A 21475-nucleotide genomic window follows, 5' to 3' on the forward strand; every position below is an offset into this window, starting at 1 on the left:
CCACCTGGGTTGAACGTTTCTGGCGTACAGGGGAGTTGTGAGCCTCCGGCGTTGGCGCGTCGGGGGCTCGTTCGTTCTCGGCGATTGGCGCCGCGCGAGCGACCACGGACAGTACGACGAACGCCTGCCGCAGTCCACGGGATCTTTGACGGCGCCCAACGCGCGCGCGGACGAGAACCACGGACGTCATGCAGCGAGCCCGAGCAGGGCCTGCAGCTCGGCCGTCACCACGCGATATGAACTGCCCAACCGCAAGACGCGGCACGGGTACTGGCCTCGCTTGGCCAACTCGTAGCCCTTGCTCCGCCCCAGCCCCAGTGCCCGGTTCGCCGTCTCCAGGTCCACCGCCGTCGGCAGCGCCAGCAGCTCGTCCTTGGCCATCCCCTTGACCACCGGCCGGGTCGTGCGGCTCTCACGCATACCTGCCTCCTCACACATACAGCTCTCGGCGAACGCGGTCTCGCATCCGTCTCCAAGCCCAGGTCAGGAGGGTGCAACAAGCTATTGTGTCGTCATGACACAACGCGGTGCTGATGCTGGGCGGAATGAAGACAACGCCCCCGAGTGGGCAGACCAGGTCACGGCGACGGTGGCTGCCGAGGTCCGTCGGCGCCGCAAGGAGCTGGGCATGAGCGGCGAGGACCTGGCCCGCGCCTGCGCCGATCTCGGGTACGCCATCCCGCGCAACGTCATCGCCAACATGGAATCCGGCCGCCGTGCCCAACTGCCCCTGGTCGAGGTCATGGTGCTCGCCAAGGCTCTGCACGTGGCGCCGATCTGCCTGATCTATCCCGTCGGCGTCGTGGACCGCGTGCAGGCCCTCCCCGACGAGGAACCGACCGACACCTTCACGGCACTCCAGTGGTTCACCGGCGAGTCGTACGACTACGACGGCCCCAGCCCCCAACTGCGCGAGCGCAGAGCCGCACCGCGACGGACCTGGTCAATGGATGCCGAGGGCAACATCGTCTGGAAGGACGCCCCGGCAGACGGTCTCTGAACCTGCTGGGGGAAGCACCATGAAGGGCTCGACGCACCGCCGCTTCTACTGCCGTGACACCGAAACCGGCCGACCGCTCGGCAGCAACTGCCCCAAGCTCGCGAACCGCAAGCACGGCTCCTACTCCGTGCGCCAGGAACTCCCGCCCCGCGAGGACGGCACCCGCCGCTCCTTCAGCCGCGCCGGGTACGACAGCCTCAAGGCGGCCCAGGCGGACCTGGACCACGTCCGCACCCTCCTCGGCCTCGCCGACACCGACGACCAGGACAGCGTCGAGCGAGTCGCGGCCCTGCTGGAACGCATTGTCGAGGAGAAGGCGCCGCTCCCCGACGTGGAGGAGATCCGCCGGCGCCTCCGCTCCGGGCTCGACCTACGCGGCGGCACGACGGTCGGCGAGTGGCTGGACCTCTGGTTCGCGTCCAAGAAGCGCCGCAAGACGACGCTCAACGGCTACGCATCGCACATCAACGTCCACCTCAAGCCGCGCATCGGCCACGTGCGGCTCGACCGGCTCAACGTCGGCCACCTCGTGGAGATGTTCGACGCCATCGCCGACGCCAACGAGGTGATCGCGGCCGAGAACGAGGCGCGTCGGGTACAGATCGCCCGTTGCAAGCCGAATGCGCCGGGACGGCCCGTAGTAGCCGAACGGGCGCGGCTGACCCCGGAACGGGCGAAGCTCGCCGAGATGCCGCCCTTCCGCAAGCTGACCGGTCCCTCCACCCAGCAGGCGATACGCCGGACCCTGCGCGCCGCGCTCAACTCCGCCATCGCGCAGCAGCTCATCACCTTCAACCCGGCCTCCCACGTAGAACTCGCCTCGGGCCGCAGGCCCAAGCCTCTGCTCTGGACGGACGAGCGCGTCCGGCGGTGGCGGCAGACCGGCGAGACACCCGGCCCGGTCATGGTCTGGACACCGCAGCAGTTCGGCATCTTCCTCGACGCAGCCCAGGACGACCGGCTGTACGCCCTCTTCCACCTCGTCGGCTTCCGCGGCCTGCGTCGGGGCGAGGCCGTGGGCCAGGACTGGAGCAACGTCGACCTCAAGGCCGGCCTCATCACCCCGGCCAAGGAGATCGTGGTCGACGGCTGGGATCCGTACGAGGCTGAGCCGAAGACGGACGGCAGCGCCAACACCATCGCCCTGGACAGCCTGACGATCGCCGCCCTCCGCGCCCACCGGAAGCGCCAGAAGAAGGACCGCAAGACGTGGGGCTCGGCCTGGAACGACACCGGCAAGGTCTTCACCCGCGAGGACGGCTCCTGGCTCCACCCGGAGATGGTCTCGGAAACCTTCCGCCGCATCCACGCAACGACCGACCTCCCCCCGATCACCTTCCGCGACCTCCGCCACGTCGCCGCGACCCTCACCCACGCGGGCGGCGGCGACATCCACACGGTGAAGGAGGTCCTGCGCCACTCGACAATCGCCCTGACCTCGGACACGTACACGAGCCTCCTCCCGGAGTTGGATCGCGAGGTCGCGGAAAAGGCCGCCGCCCTCGTTCCCCGCGGCCGCCCGGCAAAGGGCGGATCGAGCAGGGCCAGCGGTGGCACTCGCTGACGGGTTCCGCACCCCGCGTAGCCCCGGCCTCTCGAATGACTGGAGCCCTGTCCTGGAGCCGGTGAAGCAACCCCCGGGGCGCTCTCCGCCACATCTAAAGGCCTCTTACCGCAGGGCGGAGCCAGCCGACGGTTCGGTCCGCGAAGGGCCGACCAGTACGGCGCCAGGGTAATCAGCCATCGTGGCGTGACGGTAGGCCGTGGTCAGCGCGGCTGGTTGAAGATTCAACGCCTCTGCGACGGCCCAATGCCGACTCTCGGCGAAGATCTGCTCGTCCTCGTCCAGGCCCTCGCCCCTGAGCAGCGCGCCGAGCCGGTCGAGGTCCACGTCCCCGCTGCCGAAGGGTGCGAACACCTCGGGGTCGGCGCCACGGGGACCACTCGGCAGCGAAGGGTCTTCAGCGTCGTAAAGTACGCCCCCCAACTCAACCTTCATCTCACCGTCGTCCTCGTAGGGAGTTCCCAGAAAGGCCGTTTCCGACTGGTACTCGTGAAGGCACTCCCCACCTCGGTAGACGTACAAGCTCAGCAGGTCGGAGTCGTACAAACTGTGGACGAGCACGCTGAACCCGCAGACGCCGCTGAGGTACCGCCCCAGCTCGTCCACATCCGCGACGTTGTACGCGCCCTCACGCGGCAGTATCGCGGTGCGCTCCGCCCCGACAGGTGCGACGATCGCCTTCACGTCGGCCCGGACCAGCGCCGTACGCACCGGCTCGACTCCGGCCACGACGAGTGCGCCCTCGTAGCTCGTTCCCATGAATGACCCCCAAGTCACCTCACCCCGCTGCCAAGCACCATAAGGCGGCCCTCTGACAACGGACCGGCAGCAGCAACCCGCCCCTGACAAGCGCGGGAACCACCATCGGAGGTCGCGAGTTGCTCCGTCAGCCGCCCCGCCGCTCACGCATCGCTCACGCACGGCCCCCGGCATGGCGGTGCCCCGGCCGCCCGAAGGCGACCGGGGCACCATACCCGCAGGTCAGAGGCGTACAACGACACCCGACCCCGTAGGCCGTGTGGGACTCGAACCCACAACCAATGGATTAAAAGTCCACTGCTCTGCCAATTGAGCTAACGGCCCGCACCGACAGCATAACCGGGTCGGTGGAGGGGCTCAGCAGGGTTGTGGGGTGTCGGGGCGGGAGGCCCGGGAGCAGGGCTCGGGTCAGAGGAGGGTGGTGTACATCTGCCAGCCGGCGCCGAGGCGGACGCGGGGGGTGAGGTAGCTGCCCTTGCCGTCGCCGTTGTAGCGCCACAGGACGCCGGCGGGGTCGCGGGCCAGGAGGTCGGGGCGGCCGTCGCGGGTGAGGTCGCCGGGGGCGGTGAGGGAGGTGTAGCCCTGCCAGCCGCCGCCGAGGCGGACGCGGTTGAGGAGGCCGCCCTTGCCGTCGGGGCTGTAGCGCCAGAGCACGCCCGCGGTGTCCCGGGCCAGCAGGCCGCCCGCGGGGTCGCCGATGAGCATGTTGTAGCCCTGCCAGCCGGCGCAGATGCGCACCCGGGAGGCGAGGGTGCCGGTGGCGGTGCCGTCGTAGCGCCACAGGACGCCCGCGGCGTCGCGGGCCACCAGGTCGGGGCGGCCGTCGCCGGTGAGGTCGCCGGGGGAGGTCAGGGCGTTGTAGATGTTCCAGCCGGCCCCGATGGTGATGTGCGGCCCGAACGTCGCGATGTTCGGGAAGTTGGTGGTGCCGTTGTAGCGGGTCAGAACGCCCGCAGGGGACCGGACCAGCAGGTCGTTGGAGCCGGTGCCGGCGAGGTCGCCGATGGCCACGTAGCGGGACCCGGTGGGCCACCTGCTGCTCTGCAGGCCGAGGGGGGCGGGGAGCACCGTGCCGCTGCCGTTGCCGGGCCGTACGTCGAGGCGGCCGGTGGGGGTCATGCCGAGCAGGTCGCCGATGCCGTCGTCGCTGTAGTCGTGCGGTAGGGCGAGCCCGTGGTGCACGTCGACCGTCCCGGTACGTACCAGGGCCGGCCCGATGCCGCTGGCCGGTGGGGCGGTCAGCGTCCAGGCGTACCGGCCGACGGGCAGGTAATGGCCTGCGCTGTCCCTGCCCGACCAGCCCGTCGCGATCTCGGAGCGCTCGGCCCCGCCGGTGGTCGTGCTGACCGGTGCGCCGCCCGCCGCCGGGCGGAATTGGAGCTTCCAGGACGCGACCGGCCCGGACAGCATCAGCGAGATCTCCCAGTCCTGCATCATGCGGGCCTCGAAGGAGGTCGGCACGTCGAACTGGTCCTGCCCGGACAGTGCGGACGGCACGGTCCCGGACGGGATCAGGTGGATGGCGGCGTCGGGCGCGACGTACGCGATCTGGCCGCGGAATTTGTCCACGGTCCAGGTGACGCGGCGGTCACCACCGGCCAGCTCGGGTTCTGCGGGCAGTTGGGCCACCGTACGGGTCGCACCGGTCCTGCTGTCGGTGACCTGGAGTTCGCCGCCGGGGTGCCGCAGGACGAACCCGTCGCCGAGCAGCGCGGGTCCTGCGGGCACGGCGACCGACTTGCCGGCCGCACGGTCGTAGACGCCGGCCGGGCCGTTCGGGCCGCACGACCAGTACAGCCATGTGGCCAGCGCCTGCACCTCCTTGATCGCGCAGGGCGCGTCCGTGGTGACCGAGGCCCGTGCGACGGGGCCGGCGGTGGAGCGGCTGCGCAGGTCGGTCTGGTCGACGCGGCCCTTGGTCGCGGACGCGGTCCACAGCGTGTCGCCCCACAGGGCGGCCGGGGCGATCGGGCGGGTGAGGACCACGGACGCGAATGCGGGCGACAGCACGTACTGCTTGCCGTTCGAACCGCTGTCGTACACGACGAAGTTCTCGGACGCGTCCACGACGTGGCCGCCGGTGGAGTCCAGCCGGATGCCGCCGAACTGCGCGTAGTCGTCCGCGTAGACGACGTCCTTGCCGTCCGCGCCAGGGCGCACATAGGCCGCCCCGCTGTTCAGTGACCCGACCACGGCGCCTGTCGTGCAGTGGTTCTGGGCGTCGCAGGTGCTGGGCGGATCCTGGATCGGCACGCCTGCGTGCGGTGCACCGGCCGGCTGCGGGACAGCGCCGACGCCCTCGTCCTGGTAGCGGCGGGCCGTGGTGAGCCGGCCGGTGGAGTCCGGGGTGCCCTCCATGAAGCCCAACACGCCCTGGGTGAGGGAGAGTCCGTACCGTACCTGGGTCAACTTCCTGAGCGGGAAGAGCTCGGTGGGCGCCCCACCGCCCGGCGGGACGCGGTAGGCGGCCCAGCTCCCGCCGTCCGGACCGCCGTGTACGGTGGCGCCGCCGTCGTGGGACGCGCGCAGATCGCCTGCGTCCGGGAGGAGTTCGGTGGCCGGCCCGCCGGCCAGCGGGACGGAGTAGAGAGGGGCGCTCCGGCCGTCGTTCCAGCCCGAGCCGTAGGCGGACAAGGCGAGCACCGACATGCCGGTCAGCGCGATCTGGTAGGAGTCGGTGCTGTCGGCGTGGAGTTCTGCCGGCAGGGTGACCGTCCGGGTCTCGGTACGCGGGTCGGCCGGCGACATCAGGTGGAGGGTGCCCTCCTCGTACCAGCCGATCGCGTCGGGGGTCGTGATGAGCTGGTACCTGCGGCCGTTCGGGACGAAGCCCTGGACGGTGTCGGCCACGCCGGTGAGCGGGTCGAGCAGGATGAGGTCCCGCCGGCCGTCCGGAGCGTCGTGGACGACGAGCATCCGCCCGCCGGATTCCGCCGTCTGCGTCCAGCCGGTCGTGAGGCCCTGCGGAATGCCGGTCACCGGGGTGTCGGAGACGACGGTGGTGCCGTGCACGGCGAGCAGGCGGTACGTGTACACGTAGCCGGCCGCCTTGCTGCCCGTGACGATGACCGCCAGCATCGTCCACCCGTCGGGTGTCCCCGTGGCTGCCACGGGATGGTAGCCGCCGCCTGGCAGGGTGACGGCGACGGACGCCCCGGAGGCGGCATCCACCAGCCGCATCGTGGTGTCGTTCTCGCGGGTGGCGAGCCACTCCGTGCCGTCTGGGCCGCGTATCCCGAACTGGGGGGCCACGGCGCTCTCCCTGGACGCACCGCCGTCGTAGGCGATCCAGCTGGCGGGGCTGCCGGGGGTGATCCGCTCGTAGCCGGTGGTTCCGGCGAATCCCACCCGCTCGTACAGGAGTTGCGGCGCGGCGCTGGGCGGCACCACCACGTCGTAGGCCGCGGGAGCGGTCTCGGCGCTCGCCGGGACCGCAGGGCCGAGGAAGGGGGCGGCGAGCGCGCAGGTCAGTGCCAGCGCCAGTCCGCCCCTGGTCGCAGAGCCCTTGCGCAGGGCGCGGGACGCCGAACGTGCCACGAAAATGCCTCCGTTGCCGGTGCGGGAGAGCACCGGGCTTGCACAGGGCGTGCGCAGGACGGGCCGGCGCATGCACGGGACAGGCGCAGGAGTGGAGCGCGGCGGGACGCGGGCAGCGTCGAAGAACGCCGCCAGGCGACGCGATGTGTGTGAGCCCCCCGGCCCCGACAACCCCCCGGCGGTCTCCGGCCTCACGGCCGTCCGCCTCCTGCGAGTCGCCGCACTCTAGCAGCAGCGGGGCGGACAGCGGAACGGGTCCCGCCGTCTGCGAACTCGCAGGCGGGGGACCCGTTTCGACAGAGGTGCGGCGGTCAGCCGTTGCGCTTCCAGCGCGGCTTGCGGTCGTTGTACGACGACGGGCCGTTGCTGTCGCGGGTGTACGACGGGCGGCTGTCGCGGTCGTCGCGGTTGCCGTAGGAGGGGCGGGAGTCGCGGCGGTCGTAGGAGGACGGGCGGCGGTCGTCGCGGTCCGAGCGGTTGCCGTACGAGGGACGGGAGTCGGAGCGGTTCCCGTACGACGGACGCGAGTCGCGGCGGTCGTAGGAGGGACGCGAGTCCGAACGGCCCCCGTACGAGGACGAGGACGGGCGGCGGTCGTCACGGTCCCGGTTGCCGTACGAGGGACGGGAGTCGGACCGGTTCCCGTACGACGGACGCGAGTCGCGGCGGTCGTAGGAGGGACGCGAGTCCGAACGGCCCCCGTAGGGACGGGAGTCGCGGGAGTCCCTGGAGTCGCGGCGGTCGTCCCGGTCCGAGCGGTTGCCGTACGACGGACGCGAGTCGCGGCGGTCGAAGTTCCCGCGGTCGTCGCGGCGCTGGTAGGAGGACTCCTCGCGCGGCTCCGGCACGGACACCACGGCGGCGGCTGCGGCCGCGGCCTCCGCCGCCTTGGCGGCGATCGCCTCGTCCGGGTCCTCGCCGCGCTCGCGGGCCGAGCGGGCGGTGAGGCGGTCGGCCTCCTCGCGCAGCTCGGTGGCGCGGCGCTGGACGCGCTCCAGCTGCCGGGTGAGGTCGGCGACCTCGCGCTCGGCCTGGGCGGCGGCGTTCTGGACCGCGTCGGCCTGGACGTCGGTGAGGGAGCGGGCGCCGGTGATCTGGGCGACGTCCTCGTCGAAGACGCCGGCGCCGCCGATGATGTGGCGCGAGGCGTCCACGCCCGCGTCCTCCATCAACCGGAAGATCTGCTTGCGCTGGTGCGGCAGGGCCAGCGAGACGACCGTGCCGGACTTGCCGGCGCGGGCGGTGCGGCCGCTGCGGTGCAGGTAGTCCTTGTGGTCGCCGGCCGGGTCGACGTTGAGGACCAGGTCGATGCCGTCGACGTGGATGCCGCGGGCGGCGACGTCGGTGGCGACCAGGACGTTGACCTGGCCGGCCTTGAAGTCCTCCAGGGTGCGGGTGCGGGCGCCCTGGGTCATGCCGCCGTGCAGCGCGTCGGCGCGCACGCCGGACTCGATGAGCTGCTCGGCGACGCGGTCGGCGCCCATCTGGGTGCGGACGAAGATGATGGTGCGGCCCTTGCGGGCGGCGATGGCGGCGGTGACCGGCGCCTTGTCCTTGGGCTTCACCACGAGCACGTGGTGGCTCATCGTGGTGACCGCGCCCTGGGCGGCGTCGACCTCGTGGGTGACCGGGCTGACCAGGTAGCGCTTGACGAGGCTGTCGATCTCGTTCTCCAGCGTGGCGGAGAACAGCAGCCGCTGGCCGCCGGCCGGGACGAGGTCGAGGATCTCGGTGACCTCGGGCAGGAAGCCCATGTCGGACATCTGGTCGGCCTCGTCCAGGACCGCGATCTGCACCTGGTCCAGGACGGCGGCGCCCCGGTTGATCAGGTCGCGCAGCCGGCCGGGGGTGGCGACCAGGATGTCGACGCCGCGTTCGAGTGCGTAGATCTGGTTCTGCATGGACGTGCCGCCGCAGACGACCTTCATCTTCAGGCCGAGGACGTCACCGTACGGCTGGAGCGCGTCGGCGACCTGCATGGCCAGCTCGCGGGTCGGGGTGAGGATGACACCGCGCGGGCGGCGCTTGTCGGTGTGGCCGCCGGACAGCTGGGTCAGCAGCGGCAGGCCGAAGGACAGCGTCTTGCCGGAGCCGGTGCGGCCGCGGCCCAGGATGTCGCGGCCGGACAGGGCGTCCGGGATGGTCGCGGCCTGGATCGGGAAGGGGGTGACCACGCCGTTCTGCGTCAGCTTGCGGACGATGGCCTCGGGCAGGCCGAGGTCGGCGAAGGTGACGGTGGGCTCGGCGGCGGTCTGGCCGTCGTTTTTCACGACGGTCTCGGTGGCGGCGTCGGCGGCGTTCTCGGGCATGGCGGAACGGTCGGCACTGTCAATGGACATGCGGAAGCTAAACCTCTCGGAGACTTACGGCACGCGCCAGCTCCACAGGTTGCTTACAACCGCCTCGATGCGGTCAGCCACAGGAGAAAAGGAACGCGCCACGCGGCGCGCAACGGATCAGGCGCCAGGCAAGTGGGATCAGGGGATCAAACGATCTACCAGCATACGCATCAGCGGCCGCTTTAGCGAATCCCCCGGTGGGGGCGGGCTGACTGCCGGTGGTACGCCGTCCACCATACGCCCTACGGCCCCGTCGGCGGCTGGCCGTCGCCCGGCCCTGTGGGCGGCGCCGACGACGGGTCGTCCGGGGGCGCCGTCGTCGGGTCGGCGGTCGGCGGGGCCGTGGTCGTGGGCTCCGCGGTCGGCGGGGTGCCCGCGGTGGGCTGCGGCACGGAGGTGTCGCCGGCCGCGGTCGTTACGGCGCCGCTGCTGCGGGGGCGGCCGGGGGCCGTGGACCCGGACGGGCCGGGCGAGGCGGTGCCGCCGGGGGCGGCGGGCGGCGGCGACATCCCGTCCTTGCCGCTGCCGGGGCGCCCGGGGCCGGGGGCTGCGCGGCCGCCCTCGTCCGTCACGGCGACGCCCCCGCCGGCCGGGGCGGGGCGGCCGGTGTGACCCGTCTCACTGCCCGCGCTGACGCAGGACGCGACCCCGGCCGCCACCAGCGCGACCAGCACCGCGGCCCGCACCCCCGCACGCCGCCGCGGCTGCGGGCCTGGCGCGTCTCCCGCGGCGCCGGGGGACGGGGAAGGGGGCAGGGCTGAGGGCATCGGACGCGGACCTCGGGGGCTCGTGACGGAGCGCGGCGCACACTGCGGGCGTACGCCGCCGGGCGGTCTCTCGCCCTGTCCAACGGCCCGCACCCCGCCAGGACACGCGCCCGCGCCCGTACGGCCCCCTCCGCCCCGGGGCGCTCAGCCGTAGCCGAGCGCGTGCAGCCGCTCGTCGTCGATGCCGAAGTGGTGGGCGATCTCGTGGACGACGGTGATCTCCGTCTCGGCGACGACGTCCTCCCGGGTGTCGCACATCCGCAGCGTCGGCCCGCGGTAGACGGTGATCCGGTCCGGGAGCACCCCGGCATACCACTCGCCGCGCTCGGTCAGCGGCGTCCCCTCGTACAGCCCCAGCAGGTCCGGCTCCCCCGCGGGCGGCTCGTCCTCGACGAAGACGGCCACGTTGTCCATCAGGCGGGTCAGCTCGGGCGGGATCCGGTCGAGCGCTTCCCCGACCAGCTCCTCGAAGGCCTCGCGGCTCATCTCCAGCACACCCCCATTGTCCCGGTCCCCGCCTCCGCGCACACCGGACCTGCCCGCCCCGATCCCGCCCGGTCGAGCGGGGTGGGCCCGCCCAAGCGGACTTGGCCAAGCCCGCTTGGCCAAACGTGTTTGGTTTAGCCCCCGCGGATCCTCTATGCTCCTCACGTCCCCGAACTGCGTCGCAAGGCGCTGACGGCTGGCCGATTAGCCCTCATCGTCTAGTGGCCCAGGACGCCGCCCTTTCAAGGCGGTAGCACGGGTTCGAATCCCGTTGGGGGCACCACCGGTATCTGTGCGTCCGACGGGCCTCCGGGCCGAGCCCCGGGCAGGTCGTCGGCAAGGCCCGCCGCCGGACAGGGCGCACTCCCCCTCAGCCGATCCTGACGATCTCGCCCGCGGTCTCGTTGTCGGTGGTGCCGCTCGGCCCCAGCGTCGTCTTGTTGGCGACGTAGACAGAGCCGTCGGGTCCGGCCAGGAAGCCCGCGGGGGCGTACAGCTTGCCCGCTCCCAGCACGGTGCGCTCGCCGTCCCTGCCGATCTGGACGACCACACCGTCGGGGGGAAGCGACGACGGGAAGCCGGTGGTGTCCAGTTCGGTGACGTAGAAGTCGCCGTTGGCGCCGAAGCCGCAGCCGCTGATGGTGCTGAACCCGCTCTGCCACACCGTCAGCGCGCCGGTCTTCGGGGAGTACCGGTACACGTTGGCCGCGGTGGCCGAGTTGCCGAACCCGGTGAACTGGCCGACGTAGACGGCGCCGTCGGGGTCGACGGCCACGCAGGTCGGCACGGCGTCCGTGCCGAACGGGGTGCGCGGGAAGGTGGTGAGCACGGTGACGTGACCGTGCTGGTCGACCGAGTCCAGCGTGTTCGCGGCCGCGTCCACCGTGTAGAAGCCGCCGCCCGGCTTGGGCGTGACCGAGTAGGAGTCGGCGAAGGGCACGGACGTCGTCTGGTCGGTGTGCGACATCATCCACCGGTAGTCGGTGTCACCGGGGTTGGCGACCACGGAGACGGACCCGCCGGTGATCTTCAGCAGCGCTCCGTACTGCCTGGTGAGCGTCGCGGCCAGGTCCGCGGGCAGGCCGGCCGGTACCGACTGCGGCGACGCCGTCTCCAGCGCGTAGAGGGTGCCGTCGGCATAGGTCAGGCCGTTGGGACCTATCATTCCCTCGCTGAAGTAGAGCGAGGGAAGGCCGGTGCGGATCCGCACCGGCACGCCGGAGGAGACGTCCGCGATCGACGCGGTCGCGCCGTAACAGACCTTGGTGGCCGGGTCCGTGCCGTCGCACGTGGCCGGGATGGTGCCCGCCTCCGAGACCATGAGGTGGCCGTGGCGTCCCCAGGCGAGGCTGCGGGGTCCGTTGAGCCCGCCGGCGACGACGGTGACGGGTGCGTCGCTGGTGAGTTCGACCGGGTGGTGGGTGGCCGGGTGGCCACCGGTGGCTTCGGCCACCGGTCCTGTCGGACCGGCACTCAGGCCGGCGAGCGCTGCCGCCACGGCGGCAGCCGACAGCATCCGCCGCACTGAAAGACGTCGCATATGCGCCTTGTCTCCTCCCGGTCGATGGGCTTCCGCGCACGCGCTTCCCCTGCCGCTGCGGACGCCCGCGAGAGCGGAAATATTGCCCATCGCCCTTGGCGCCGAATGGGCGTCGGCTTGGCGCACGCCCTGGAGGGGGTTTCCGCCGGGTCTTGGTGGAAGCACCGGGGCGGGGCGGCATCGAGCCCGGCCCCGGGCGCGCGTGGCGCCGGGGCCGGGCTCCGGATCGTACGGGTCGGGAACGGGTCGGGAACGGGTCGGGAACGGGTCCGTACCGGAGGCGGATCAGTACGGGTTGGTGAGGAGGTAGTCGTCGTCGTCGGTGACGAGGCTCTGGCCGTTGACGAAGGTGCCGCCGGTGAGCTGGACGTGGAAGTTGGCGAGGTCCGCCGCGTGGATGGTGCCGGTGAGGGTGGCCTCGGAGTTCCAGCACGGTGACGTCGCGCTCTGCCAGGGGGGCGTGCCGCTGCTGACGACGGTCTGGCTCCAGGCGCCGGTGGACCAGTTCTGCGTCGCGTTGTAAGCGACCGTCACGTAGACGACGTAGGCGCTCTGCCGGCAGACGTCCAGGGAGTAGCGCGCGTCCTGGCCGCCGGAGTCGAACTGCACCCAGCCGTGGATGCTGCCGACCTGGTAGTTGCTGCCGCCGCCGGACACGTTGGCCACTTCCGTGAAGGGGAGCTGGCTACCCCAGGCTGCGTGCGCCTGTGTCGGGGTGACCAGCATCGCGCCGGATAACGCGGCGACCGCGGACACCGTACTGGCGAGACGTCGGCTGATCGCTTTGCTCATCGACGTACCTCCGGTTCGTGTTTGTGGGGGATGTTTACGGTATCCGCCGTATAACTATGCGTCTACAGGATGTTCACCAGCGGTACTGCTTTCCGGCCACGTGGGGCCTGCCCGCCGCGGCCGGGCGGGCAGGCCCCACGTCGTGCGTGCCTCAGCGGGTCAGCTGCATGCGGCTCCGTTGAGGGTGAAGGAGCTGGGCGAGGTGTCGTCGGACGCCCAGGTGCCCTGGAAGCCGAAGTCGACTGTGCCTCCTGGGGCGATGGTGGAGTCGTAGTCGACGTTGGCGGCCTTCACGGTGGTGCCGGACTGGGTGACGGTGGCGTTCCAGGCGTTGGTGACCTTCTGGTCGCCGGGGAAGGAGAAGCCGAGCGTCCAGCCGTTGACGGGTGTGGTGCCGGTGTTGGCGACGACGACGTCGGCGGTGAATCCGCCGGTCCACTCGTTCTTGGTGTAGGTCACGTGGCAACTGCCGCCGGTGCCGCCGGTCGTGCTACCGGTCGTCCCGCCCGTGGTGGTGGTCCCGCCGGTGGTCGTCGTCCCGCCCGTGGTGGTCGTTCCGCCGGTGGTCGTTCCGCCGGTGGTGCTGCCGCCGGCGCTCAGGGCGTTGACCACGGCGTTGTACGCGGGCTTGGGCTGGTAGTTGCTGTCGTACATGGTGGCCGCGCCGTAGCCGGGGAAGGTGCCGGGGATCCAGGAGTGGCCGTCGTCCACGCCCCACTGGCTCACGCCCACGCAGCGCGAGACCGCCAGGCAGTCGTTGACCACGGTGCCGTAGTCGTTGGCCTGCTGCTGGAGGGTGGAGCTGCTGGTCGGCAGCTGGATGCGGTCGTCCAGTTCGGTGATCGCCACGTCCAGGCCGAGGTTGGCGAAGCGCTGCATGTTGGCCAGCATCGACGAGGGGACCTGGCCGTCGATGAAGTGCGCCTCCAGACCGATGCCGCCCAGGGGTACGCCCTGGGCGACCATGGTCTGCGCCACGCTGTAGAGGGCGTCGCTCTTGGCGTTCTCGCCCTCGATGTTGTAGTCGTTGATGTACAGCTTGGCGTCCGGGTCCGCAGCGTGGGCGGTGCGGATCGCGTCGGCCAGGTAGTCGGAGCCCATCGCCTGGTAGAACACGTCCTGGCGCAGGGTGCCGTTCTCGTTGAACGGCTCGTTGATGACGTCCCAGGCGTAGATCTTGCCCTTGTAGTGGTTGACCTCGGTGGTGATGTGGGACTCCATCACGCCCTTGACCTGGTTCAGCGGCAGGCTGCTGACCCAGCTGGGCAGTTGGGAGTGCCAGACCAGGTTGTGGCCGCGCACGCGGGCGCTGTGCCCCTGCGCCCAGTTGACGATCTGGTCGCCGGGGCCGAAGTTGTACGAGCCGTTGGACCGCTCGGTGGTGTCCCACTTCATCTCGTTGCCGGGGGTCACCATGTCGAACTGCGTGTTCGCGATGGCCATCTCGCCGCTGACGTTCAGGTCGCCGTCGGTCAGCGCGGTGCCGAAGTACTTGCCCTTCCCCTCGGCCAGTGACCGCAGCGGGGAAGCGGCCTGGGCGGGCGTGGCCGACACGACGGCCAGGGCCGTCGCGGCGACCGCGGCCACCGTGGCAGTGAGAGCACCCAAGCGGCGGTGCGGTGTTCGGAGCATGCGTATGCCCGATGTCATGACGGACCTCCATGTCTTCGTTGCGGAAAGTGTTCGGGCACGGGTCCGCGCCCATGGGGGCGGGCACGGCGGTGCCTGACGGGGTGTCACACGGGTGCCGGTGGCGGACGAGGGCGCGCGAGGCGGACGGCAGGGGGCACGAGGCAGGGGGCAGGCTTCGCGCGGCGGCCCTACGGGGTCCCCGCAGGACGCCGCCTTCCCCTACGCAGTGGCCCTCGGGTCAGCGGTAGGCCCTGGCTGGACGCCTGGTCCCTGCGAGCTTCCGGGCGCAATGGATGAAGGCTGCATTGTTCTGTTCCTCGAATACGTGGGGGGACCAAGGTGACAGAGAGTGCGCGGCCGTTCGAGACCGACCGTCGGCTGGGACGCACCGCGGTTCGGGGCGTGGGGCACCCCTTCGGTGGGCTCTGGCCGCGAATCACGACCCAGCGACATGGGATGAATGTATAGAGAGAACCGGGGCGCAGTCCATACCGGCGGACACCGGGAGGGGCTCAGGAGACTGGTGGGGTGGCCATGGCTGATGGGTGCCGCCCGGCGTGCCGCCGGTGGTCGACCGGGTTCGTTCGGATACCTCACAGGTGGGATGTCGTGATGGGGGCGAGCGCGAGTCCGGTCCGGACTCCGGTGGCTTTGCCAGGTCTTTGCAATCTGCTCCGCCGCTGCTCCGTCTTCCAGTCGATCCGTAACGCAGCCCGACGCGTGAGAGCGCGGTCGGACCGACGAAAGAGGGCGATTCCATGCGCCGAACCACCCTGAGCGCCTTGGCACTCGCGTGCACCGCCGTGCTGGCGAGCGCCGTGCCCGCACTGGCCGACGGGGCGTCCCCCACTCCCACGACGACCACGGCACCGCGCACATCGACCGCGGCTCCGGCGCCGACGCCCGCAACCGCCCGGCCGGCGAAGCCGGGCCAGGTCGTCGCCGTGCCGAGGGGCGCCGCCGACACCGGTGTGGCGCCGGTGGCGTCGCACTCCGGCACCGACGGCGGCCTGATCGGCGGGAGTGCCGCGCTGGTCCTGGCGATCGGCGGCGGCGCGGTGCTCGTCGTGCGGCGGAGGCGGGCGGCCGGGGCGTGACCTCGCTGTCCAGGCGGGCGTTCGCCACGGCTGCGACAGCCGCGGCGGCTGCGCTGCTCGCCGGCTGCGGCGGCCACCAGGCAGGCAATGCCGCGACCGTACGCCCCCGGAGCGCGTCACCGTCGGCTCGCCCTGCGGCGAAGACGGCGAAGGCGGCGAAGACGGTGCAGGCACTGGAGCGTTCGGTGCCGGTCCGGCTGCAGATCCCGGCGATCGGGGTCGACACCCCGGTCATGCAGCTGGGGTTGGCCGCGGACGGCACCGTCGAGGTCCCGCCGATCACGGCGCACGACCGTGCCGGCTGGTACCGGAACTCGCCGACGCCGGGCCAGACCGGCCCGTCGGTGATCCTCGCCCACGTCACGGTCGGCCGTTACGGGGACGGGGTCTTCCGCGACCTCGCGCGGCTGCGCCAGGGCGACCGGATCACCGCGCGCCTGGAGGACGGCGCGGTCCCGGAGTTCACCGTCACCGCCGTACGCACCGTCGCCAAGTCGGACTTCCCGACGGACGCGGTATACGGCGACGTGGACCGTCCCGAACTGCGGCTGATCACCTGCGGCGGCCCGCGCAAGGGCAGCGGCTACCTCGACAACGTGATCGTCTTCGCCGCACTGACCTCGACGAGTTCCTGACCCGCACCCCCGGGGATCCCTGGCCGCCTGCCCCTGCCGTACGCCGGCGGCCCGGGATCCCCTCCGCACGACGCACGAGGCACGCACCTGCTCGACCAGTGCCACCACGACATGGAGAGCGTTGAACCGGTCCCGCGAGACGGCAGCGTCCGAGCTGTACATCGCCTTCTACCCACGCCTCGCCGGCTGGTGCCGCCGCCTGGTCGACGATGACGAGACGGCCCACGAGATCGCCTCCGAGGCGTTCATGCGGCTCTGGGCGCGCTGGACGGCCGTGGCGGAGCCGCGCGGATTCCTCTACGTCACCGTGACCAATCTCGTCCGGGACCACTGGCGCAAGCTGGAACGCGAACGCCGGGCCGTCCACCGCGCCACCACGGAAGCCGCCGTCCGGCAGCCGGCGGAACAGGCTGACCCGTCCCTGCGCATGCTCGTGCAGTCGCTGCCTGAACGCCTGCGGGTGCCCATCCTGCTGCACTACTACGCTGACCTCCCGATCCGGGAGATATCCCTGCTCACCGGCCGCAGGGAAGGGACCGTGATGGCCGACCTCCACGCGGCCAGGGAACTGCTCCGCGCCCATCTGAGGAGAAGCCTTGATCACCCGGCCTGACGACGGTCACGACTTCGACCCCGATGACCCCCTGACCGTTCTGCTGCGGCCCGACCCCGACTACCTCGCCCTGACACCCGGCCGCTACGAGCAGCTCCGCCGCGGTGCGGCCCGGCGCAGAATGCTCCGCGTCGCCGTCGGCGTCGGCCTGTCCGGCGTCGTCGCCGCCCTCGTCGCGCTGCCGCTGTACCTGGCAGAGCCCGGCTCACCCGCCGCGCCGGTGACCCCGCTCGCCCCGCCCCCCGCCGGCAGGCCCTCGACCGGACCCACGTCGTCGCTGCCGACGCCCGCACCCGCCACGACCCGGCCCACGAAGGACGCCACGGCCCGTTCCACGACCCGCCCCACGGCCACGCCCGGCGCCCCGACCACCGCCGTACCGACCGCCGCGGCCCCGCCGCGGACGACACCCACCCCCACGACGACCGCCCCTCCGCGCACGGGAGGAGCGCCGGCACCCCGCATGATGGACCCGAGGCGGTGAGGGACTTCGGCAGTCAGCAGCAGGCGCTGCAAGGTTTTCGCAAGGGTACGGACAGGGTTCCGTCCCGGCTGTCGGGCATCCCGACGCTGGGCGCCAGGTTGGTTGCCCGGAGCGAGGAACCTGGGGGATGCCGTGTCAGCCTTACGAGCGATCGGGCAGGTGCCGGGCGTGCAGCAGCGCCAGTATCTGACGGTTGTCGGTTGCAGGAAAGTGCTTGTGGTGGCGCACACCGTCACGTACGTGCAGCGGCTGCTGGACGTACTGGCGCTGCTGGAAGGGGACTTCCGGGTGCAGGTGGTCTTCACCGCGCCTCCGCACGTGTTCGGGGACGAGGTGCCCGCGCTGCTGGCGCGGCTGGGGTGCGCCGTGGTGCCGTGGGACGAGGCCGTACGGATGGAGTTCGACCTCGCGCTGGCCGCGGGGCGGTTGGGCGTCGAAAGGTTGCGGGCGCCGCTGGTCACGGTGCCGCACGGGGCGGCGTATCTGAAGCGGGTGGTCGGCACCGAGCACCCGGGGGTCGCCGGGTTGCGGCGGCTCGATCTGATGCCCGCGGGTCGGCTGCCCGCGGCCGTCGTGCTGCCGCACCGGGACGAGCTGCGCGAGCTGCGGCGCAGCTGCCCCGAGGCGGTGGCCTGCGCGGAGGTGGTCGGGGACCCGGTGCACGACCGGATCACCGCGAGTCTCCCGCTGCGCCCGGCCTTCCGGCGCGCGCTGGGGCTGGCGGAGGGCCAGACGCTGGTGGTCGCGGCCTCGACGTGGGGGCCGTGGTCGTCCTTCAGCCGTTTCGACGCGCTGCTGCCCCGGCTGATGGGTGAACTGCCGCGCGACACGCACCGGGTGGCCGTCCTCATGCACCCGAACGTGTACTCGGGGCACGGGGCGTGGCAGGTCCGTTCGTGGTTGGCGCGCTGCCGGCAGGCGGGCATCGCGCTCGTGCCGCCCGACGCGGACTGGCGGAGCATGCTGGTCGCCGCCGACGTGGTGATCGGTGACCACGGGTCGTCGTCCGTGTACGCGACGTTGACGGAGGCGGCGCTTCTGCTGGCCGGGCCGCCGGCGCAGGAGGTCAACCCGGCGTCGCCGGCCGCGGCGCTCGCCCTCGCCGTTCCCGCGCTGTCGCCCGGGCACCCGCTGCTCGACCAGCTGGAGTACGCCGCCGCAGAGCACCGGGACGGCGAACGGCGGCGCGAGCGTGCGGCGGTGGCCGCGCGCATCACGTCGGAACCCGGGCTCTTCGCACGGAAGATGCGCGCGCTGATGTACCGGGTGATGGGCCTGGGCAGCCCCGCGCACCCGGCGGTGACCAGGCTGCTGCCGGAGCCTCCCGGGTGGGAGGAACTGGTGTGGGGCACGCAGCGGGAGTCGGCGTGAACGGCTTCGTCGTCGTCACGCGCCGCACCGCCTGCCACGCCGGCGGGCCGGCGGGCGTGGACGTCACCTTGCGCTGGGGCCTGCGCGCCCTCGCCCTGACGGCCGCCCCGCACCGGGCCGCCGGGACGGCGCCGGCCGCGCACGTACTCGACGAGCATGTCGCCGTGGACGCCGATACGTGCACGGACCGGCGGTTGGCCGCCTGCGCCGACGTGGTGACGGCGAACGTACCCCGGCCCGCGGGCCAGGCGTGGCGGGCGCTGGAAGCCCTCCGGGCCGGGCACCCGGGGGCCGCACTCACCGCGGTGGCGCTGGCGGGCGGCGGCTGGGCGGTGGCCTGTGCCCGCCACCCGGCCGCCTTCACCGCCGCCCGGGGCGCGGACCACCACCCGCTGGTCCCGTCCTGCCTGCACGCCTGCCTGGTGGCGGGCGTCCCGCCGGACCTGCTGGCGGGGGCGGACCTGGCCGTCAGGGCGCGTCCGGCGCCGCGTCCGCCCCTTCGTACGAGCCCGAGTCCGAGCCCGCATCCGTGCCCGAGCCAGCATCCGTGCCCGAGCCAGCATCCGAGTCCGACGCCGATTCCGATCCCGACCCCGACTCCCCTGCGCCGACCCGCTCCCGCACCCGGCGGGCATCCGCAGGGCTGGTGATCTCGTAGCAGGCCAGCGCCCGCGTCAGCAGGTCCGCCGCACCGCGGTGGTCACCGTGTTCGCGGGCGCTGTCGCCGAGCATCTCCAGGGCGCGGCCCTGCCAGTACGTCGCCCCCGAGGCGGTGAAGACGGCGAGCGCCTCCCGCAGCCGGGAGGTGCCGCCCTCGTGGTGGCCGCCGAGCACGAGTGCCCGGCCGAGGAAGGCGAGGGCGCGGGCGGCGTCGTGGGGGTCGTCGACTGCGGCGAGCGTCTGCTGCGCCTGCGAGAAGTAGCCCGCGGCCTGCTCAGGGCGGCCCGCCGCGAGGGCCGTCTCGCCCAGGACGGTACGGGCCAGCGCCGCGCCGCGCGGGTAACCGCAGGCCTCCCACACCGTGATGGCCCGGCGCAGATACGGTGCCGCGACCGCGGGCCTGCCCGCCTCCCGGTGGCTGCGGCCGATACCGAGCAGCGCCTGGCCTTCGCCCCTGCTGTCGCCCGCGGCACGGGCGGCCTCAAGCGCCAGCGCGTACCGGGCGATGGCCGCGTCGTAACGCCCCACCACGTTGAGCCCGTTGGCACCGGACGTGAGCATCTGCCGCTCAGCGCGCGGGTTCGCGTCATTGCGGGCGGCGGCGAGCCCGATGTCGTGGGCCTCCAGCCACAGGTCGTAGTGGCGCAAACGGAGGAAGAACGGCCACATGGCGTCGGCAAGTTGCCAGGCGAGGGTGTGCCAGCCGCGGTCGGCGGCCGACTTCATGGCGGCCATGAGGTCGAGGTGGTGGGCGTCCAGCCACTGCAGGGCTGCGGTGTCGTCGGTGAACGGCACGGGCAGGCCCGGCGGGTAGCGGTAGTCGCGGGGCAGCACCCGGTGGGTCGGCGTCAGGCGCTCCTCCGCTGCGGTCGCGGTGTGCAGGAGCCAGTCGCAGAGCCGCCGCAGGGTCGCCTCGGGGCCGCCGTCGCTGCTGTCGGCGGCCCCCAGGGCCTGCGCGTGTAAGCGGACCAGGTCGTGGAAGCGGTACGTGCCCGGGCCGGTGGCCTCGACCAGGTTGGCCTCCACGAGGGCGTCGATGCGCTGTGCCGTCCAGCGCAGCGGCTTGGCGCAGGCGGCCGCCGCGGCGAGGGTGTCGAAGGCGGCAGGCAGCGGGAGTTGGCCGAGCCGCCGGTAGAGCAGGGCCGAGTCGGCGTCGAGGACGGCGTAGGACGCGTCCAGGGCCTTGTTCACGGTGACCTCCCCTTCGATGTCGAGTGCCGCCAGCCCGTCGGCGTCGGGGGCCAGAGCCTCGGCGAGCGCGGCGACGGGCTGCCCTGGCCGGGAGGCGAGGCGGGCGGAGGCCAGGCACACCGCGAGCGGCAGGCCCGCGCACAGGTCCACCACCCGGTGGGCGTCGGCGAGTTCGCCGGAGACCCGGTCCGCACCGATGCCGAGCGCGAGCAACTCGACGCCGTCGGCCGCGTCGAAGCCCTGGAGGCGGTGGAAGAGGGCGCCGTCCAGGCCCAGTCCGCTCAGCCGGCGGCGGCTGGTGACCACGGCCAGGCTGCCGGGGCCGGCCGGCAGCAGGGGGCGTATCTGCGCTGCGGTGAAGGCGTTGTCGAGGACGACGGCGACCTTCAGGCCGGCCGACCGCGAACGCCACTCCGCCGTCTGCTCCGCGAGGTCGGCCGGCACCGAGGACGCGCCGAGCGAGCGCAGGAAGCGGCCCAGGACCTCGCCCGCGAGGGCCGGCCCCTCGTCGGTGTGGCCGCGCAGGTCGGCGTAGAGCACACCGCCGGGGAAGTCGGCCGTGCGGGCGCCGAGCCAGTAGGAGACCAGGGTGGTCTTGCCGATGCCGGCCGGGCCGTTGACCACGATGAGCGGCAGCGCGGCGGCCGGGCCGCCGTGCCGTGCCAGCAGGTGGTCGAGGGCCGCCAGATCGGCCGTCCGGTTGATGAAGTGGCCGGGGACGGGCGGGAGTTGCCGGGGCACCGGTCTGGCCGGGGCGTGGATGTGGACGCCGCCTTGCACGTCCCTGGCCTGGATGGTGACCCCGGTCAGCTGCGCGTCTCCCGCGATGCTGTTGCGGTGTCCGCCGTGCGGTGAACCGTCCATCTGCGCCCCCTTGTCCATCCCGGGCACCGCACACACCGACCGGACACCGATCGCTATGCGCATATGCCGGAGTCATCTTCATGCGTGCCAAGCGCACATCCGCGCCGTGACGGCCGTAATCCGGCCAGGCCGTTCCCCCTCCCT

General features: G+C 72.4%; 16 protein-coding genes, 2 tRNA genes and 1 pseudogene. 8 read left to right on the forward strand and 11 right to left on the reverse strand.

The annotated features are described in order from the left end of the window. Nucleotides 1-186: 186 nt before the first annotated feature. Nucleotides 187-420 (reverse strand): hypothetical protein, encoded by a 234-nt coding sequence (locus JT723_RS04040; RefSeq protein ID WP_205042972.1) that lies wholly within the window; start codon nt 418-420, stop codon nt 187-189. Between the two features lie 94 nt (nt 421-514). Here JT723_RS04040 and JT723_RS04045 point away from each other — a divergent pair. Both JT723_RS04045 and JT723_RS04050 read left to right on the forward strand, forming a co-directional pair. Further along, nucleotides 515-880: pseudogene (locus tag JT723_RS04045) on the forward strand (helix-turn-helix domain-containing protein); the annotation flags it as partial. A gap of 139 nt (nt 881-1019) precedes the next feature. After that, nucleotides 1020-2564 carry a site-specific integrase gene (locus JT723_RS04050; protein ID WP_205042974.1) on the forward strand — a complete coding sequence of 515 codons (1545 nt, stop codon included), beginning with the start codon at nt 1020-1022 and terminating at the stop codon, nt 2562-2564. A 105-nt stretch (nt 2565-2669) separates the two neighbouring features. On the opposite strand, the gene JT723_RS04055 is transcribed toward JT723_RS04050, so the two are convergent. The 6 genes from JT723_RS04055 to JT723_RS04080 form a co-directional block, all read right to left on the reverse strand. After that, nucleotides 2670-3323 (reverse strand): hypothetical protein, encoded by a 654-nt coding sequence (locus tag JT723_RS04055; protein WP_205042975.1) that lies wholly within the window; start codon nt 3321-3323, stop codon nt 2670-2672. Nucleotides 3324-3574: 251 nt separating this feature from the next. Beyond that, nucleotides 3575-3647 (reverse strand) — tRNA-Lys (locus tag JT723_RS04060). Between the two features lie 84 nt (nt 3648-3731). Further along, complete coding sequence (locus tag JT723_RS04065; RefSeq protein WP_205042976.1) at nt 3732-6860, reverse strand: FG-GAP repeat domain-containing protein; 3129 nt, start codon at nt 6858-6860, stop codon at nt 3732-3734. A gap of 311 nt (nt 6861-7171) precedes the next feature. Next, entirely contained in the window at nt 7172-9199 is a 2028-nt protein-coding gene (locus JT723_RS04070; RefSeq protein ID WP_205042977.1) for a DEAD/DEAH box helicase, read from the reverse strand. A gap of 242 nt (nt 9200-9441) precedes the next feature. After that, nucleotides 9442-9966 (reverse strand): hypothetical protein, encoded by a 525-nt coding sequence (locus tag JT723_RS04075; RefSeq protein WP_205042978.1) that lies wholly within the window; start codon nt 9964-9966, stop codon nt 9442-9444. Nucleotides 9967-10110: 144 nt separating this feature from the next. Further along, the gene (locus JT723_RS04080; protein ID WP_205042979.1) at nt 10111-10461 is read right to left on the reverse strand and encodes a metallopeptidase family protein; all 351 of its coding nucleotides are present in this window, start codon (nt 10459-10461) and stop codon (nt 10111-10113) included. Between the two features lie 198 nt (nt 10462-10659). Between JT723_RS04080 and JT723_RS04085 the strand changes: the two genes are divergently transcribed. Next, a tRNA-Glu gene (locus JT723_RS04085) sits at nt 10660-10735 on the forward strand. 87 nt (nt 10736-10822) lie between these two features. Here the strand turns inward: JT723_RS04085 and JT723_RS04090 are convergent. From JT723_RS04090 to JT723_RS04100, 3 genes are all read right to left on the reverse strand, one after another. Next, entirely contained in the window at nt 10823-11992 is a 1170-nt protein-coding gene (locus JT723_RS04090) for a ScyD/ScyE family protein (RefSeq protein ID WP_205042980.1), read from the reverse strand. 285 nt (nt 11993-12277) lie between these two features. Beyond that, the gene (locus JT723_RS04095; RefSeq protein WP_205042981.1) at nt 12278-12784 is read right to left on the reverse strand and encodes a hypothetical protein; all 507 of its coding nucleotides are present in this window, start codon (nt 12782-12784) and stop codon (nt 12278-12280) included. 159 nt (nt 12785-12943) lie between these two features. After that, nucleotides 12944-14392, reverse strand: coding sequence for an endo-1,4-beta-xylanase (locus tag JT723_RS04100; RefSeq protein ID WP_307863863.1), 1449 nt, complete (start codon nt 14390-14392; stop codon nt 12944-12946). 782 nt (nt 14393-15174) lie between these two features. Between JT723_RS04100 and JT723_RS04105 the strand changes: the two genes are divergently transcribed. The 5 genes from JT723_RS04105 to JT723_RS04125 all read left to right on the forward strand — a co-directional run bounded on the left by JT723_RS04105 (nt 15175) and on the right by JT723_RS04125 (nt 18616). After that, nucleotides 15175-15513 (forward strand): Tat pathway signal sequence domain protein, encoded by a 339-nt coding sequence (locus JT723_RS04105; RefSeq protein WP_205042982.1) that lies wholly within the window; start codon nt 15175-15177, stop codon nt 15511-15513. Next, nucleotides 15510-16148: a class F sortase gene (locus tag JT723_RS04110; RefSeq protein ID WP_205042983.1), complete on the forward strand. Its 639-nt coding sequence runs from the start codon at nt 15510-15512 to the stop codon at nt 16146-16148. Before JT723_RS04105 ends, JT723_RS04110 begins: the two co-directional genes overlap by 4 nt. A gap of 121 nt (nt 16149-16269) precedes the next feature. Further along, the gene (locus JT723_RS04115) at nt 16270-16761 is read left to right on the forward strand and encodes an RNA polymerase sigma factor (protein ID WP_205042984.1); all 492 of its coding nucleotides are present in this window, start codon (nt 16270-16272) and stop codon (nt 16759-16761) included. Further along, complete coding sequence (locus tag JT723_RS04120) at nt 16745-17245, forward strand: hypothetical protein (RefSeq protein ID WP_205042985.1); 501 nt, start codon at nt 16745-16747, stop codon at nt 17243-17245. Before JT723_RS04115 ends, JT723_RS04120 begins: the two co-directional genes overlap by 17 nt. 219 nt (nt 17246-17464) lie before the next feature. Further along, nucleotides 17465-18616, forward strand: a complete 1152-nt coding sequence (locus tag JT723_RS04125; protein ID WP_251513054.1) for a hypothetical protein — start codon at nt 17465-17467, stop codon at nt 18614-18616. Between the two features lie 468 nt (nt 18617-19084). On the opposite strand, the gene JT723_RS04130 is transcribed toward JT723_RS04125, so the two are convergent. Continuing rightward, nucleotides 19085-21331 carry a tetratricopeptide repeat protein gene (locus JT723_RS04130; protein ID WP_240165039.1) on the reverse strand — a complete coding sequence of 749 codons (2247 nt, stop codon included), beginning with the start codon at nt 21329-21331 and terminating at the stop codon, nt 19085-19087. Between the last annotated feature and the right edge of the window lie 144 nt (nt 21332-21475).

This window comes from Actinacidiphila bryophytorum, from assembly GCF_016916835.1.
Lineage (GTDB): Bacteria > Actinomycetota > Actinomycetes > Streptomycetales > Streptomycetaceae > Actinacidiphila > Actinacidiphila bryophytorum.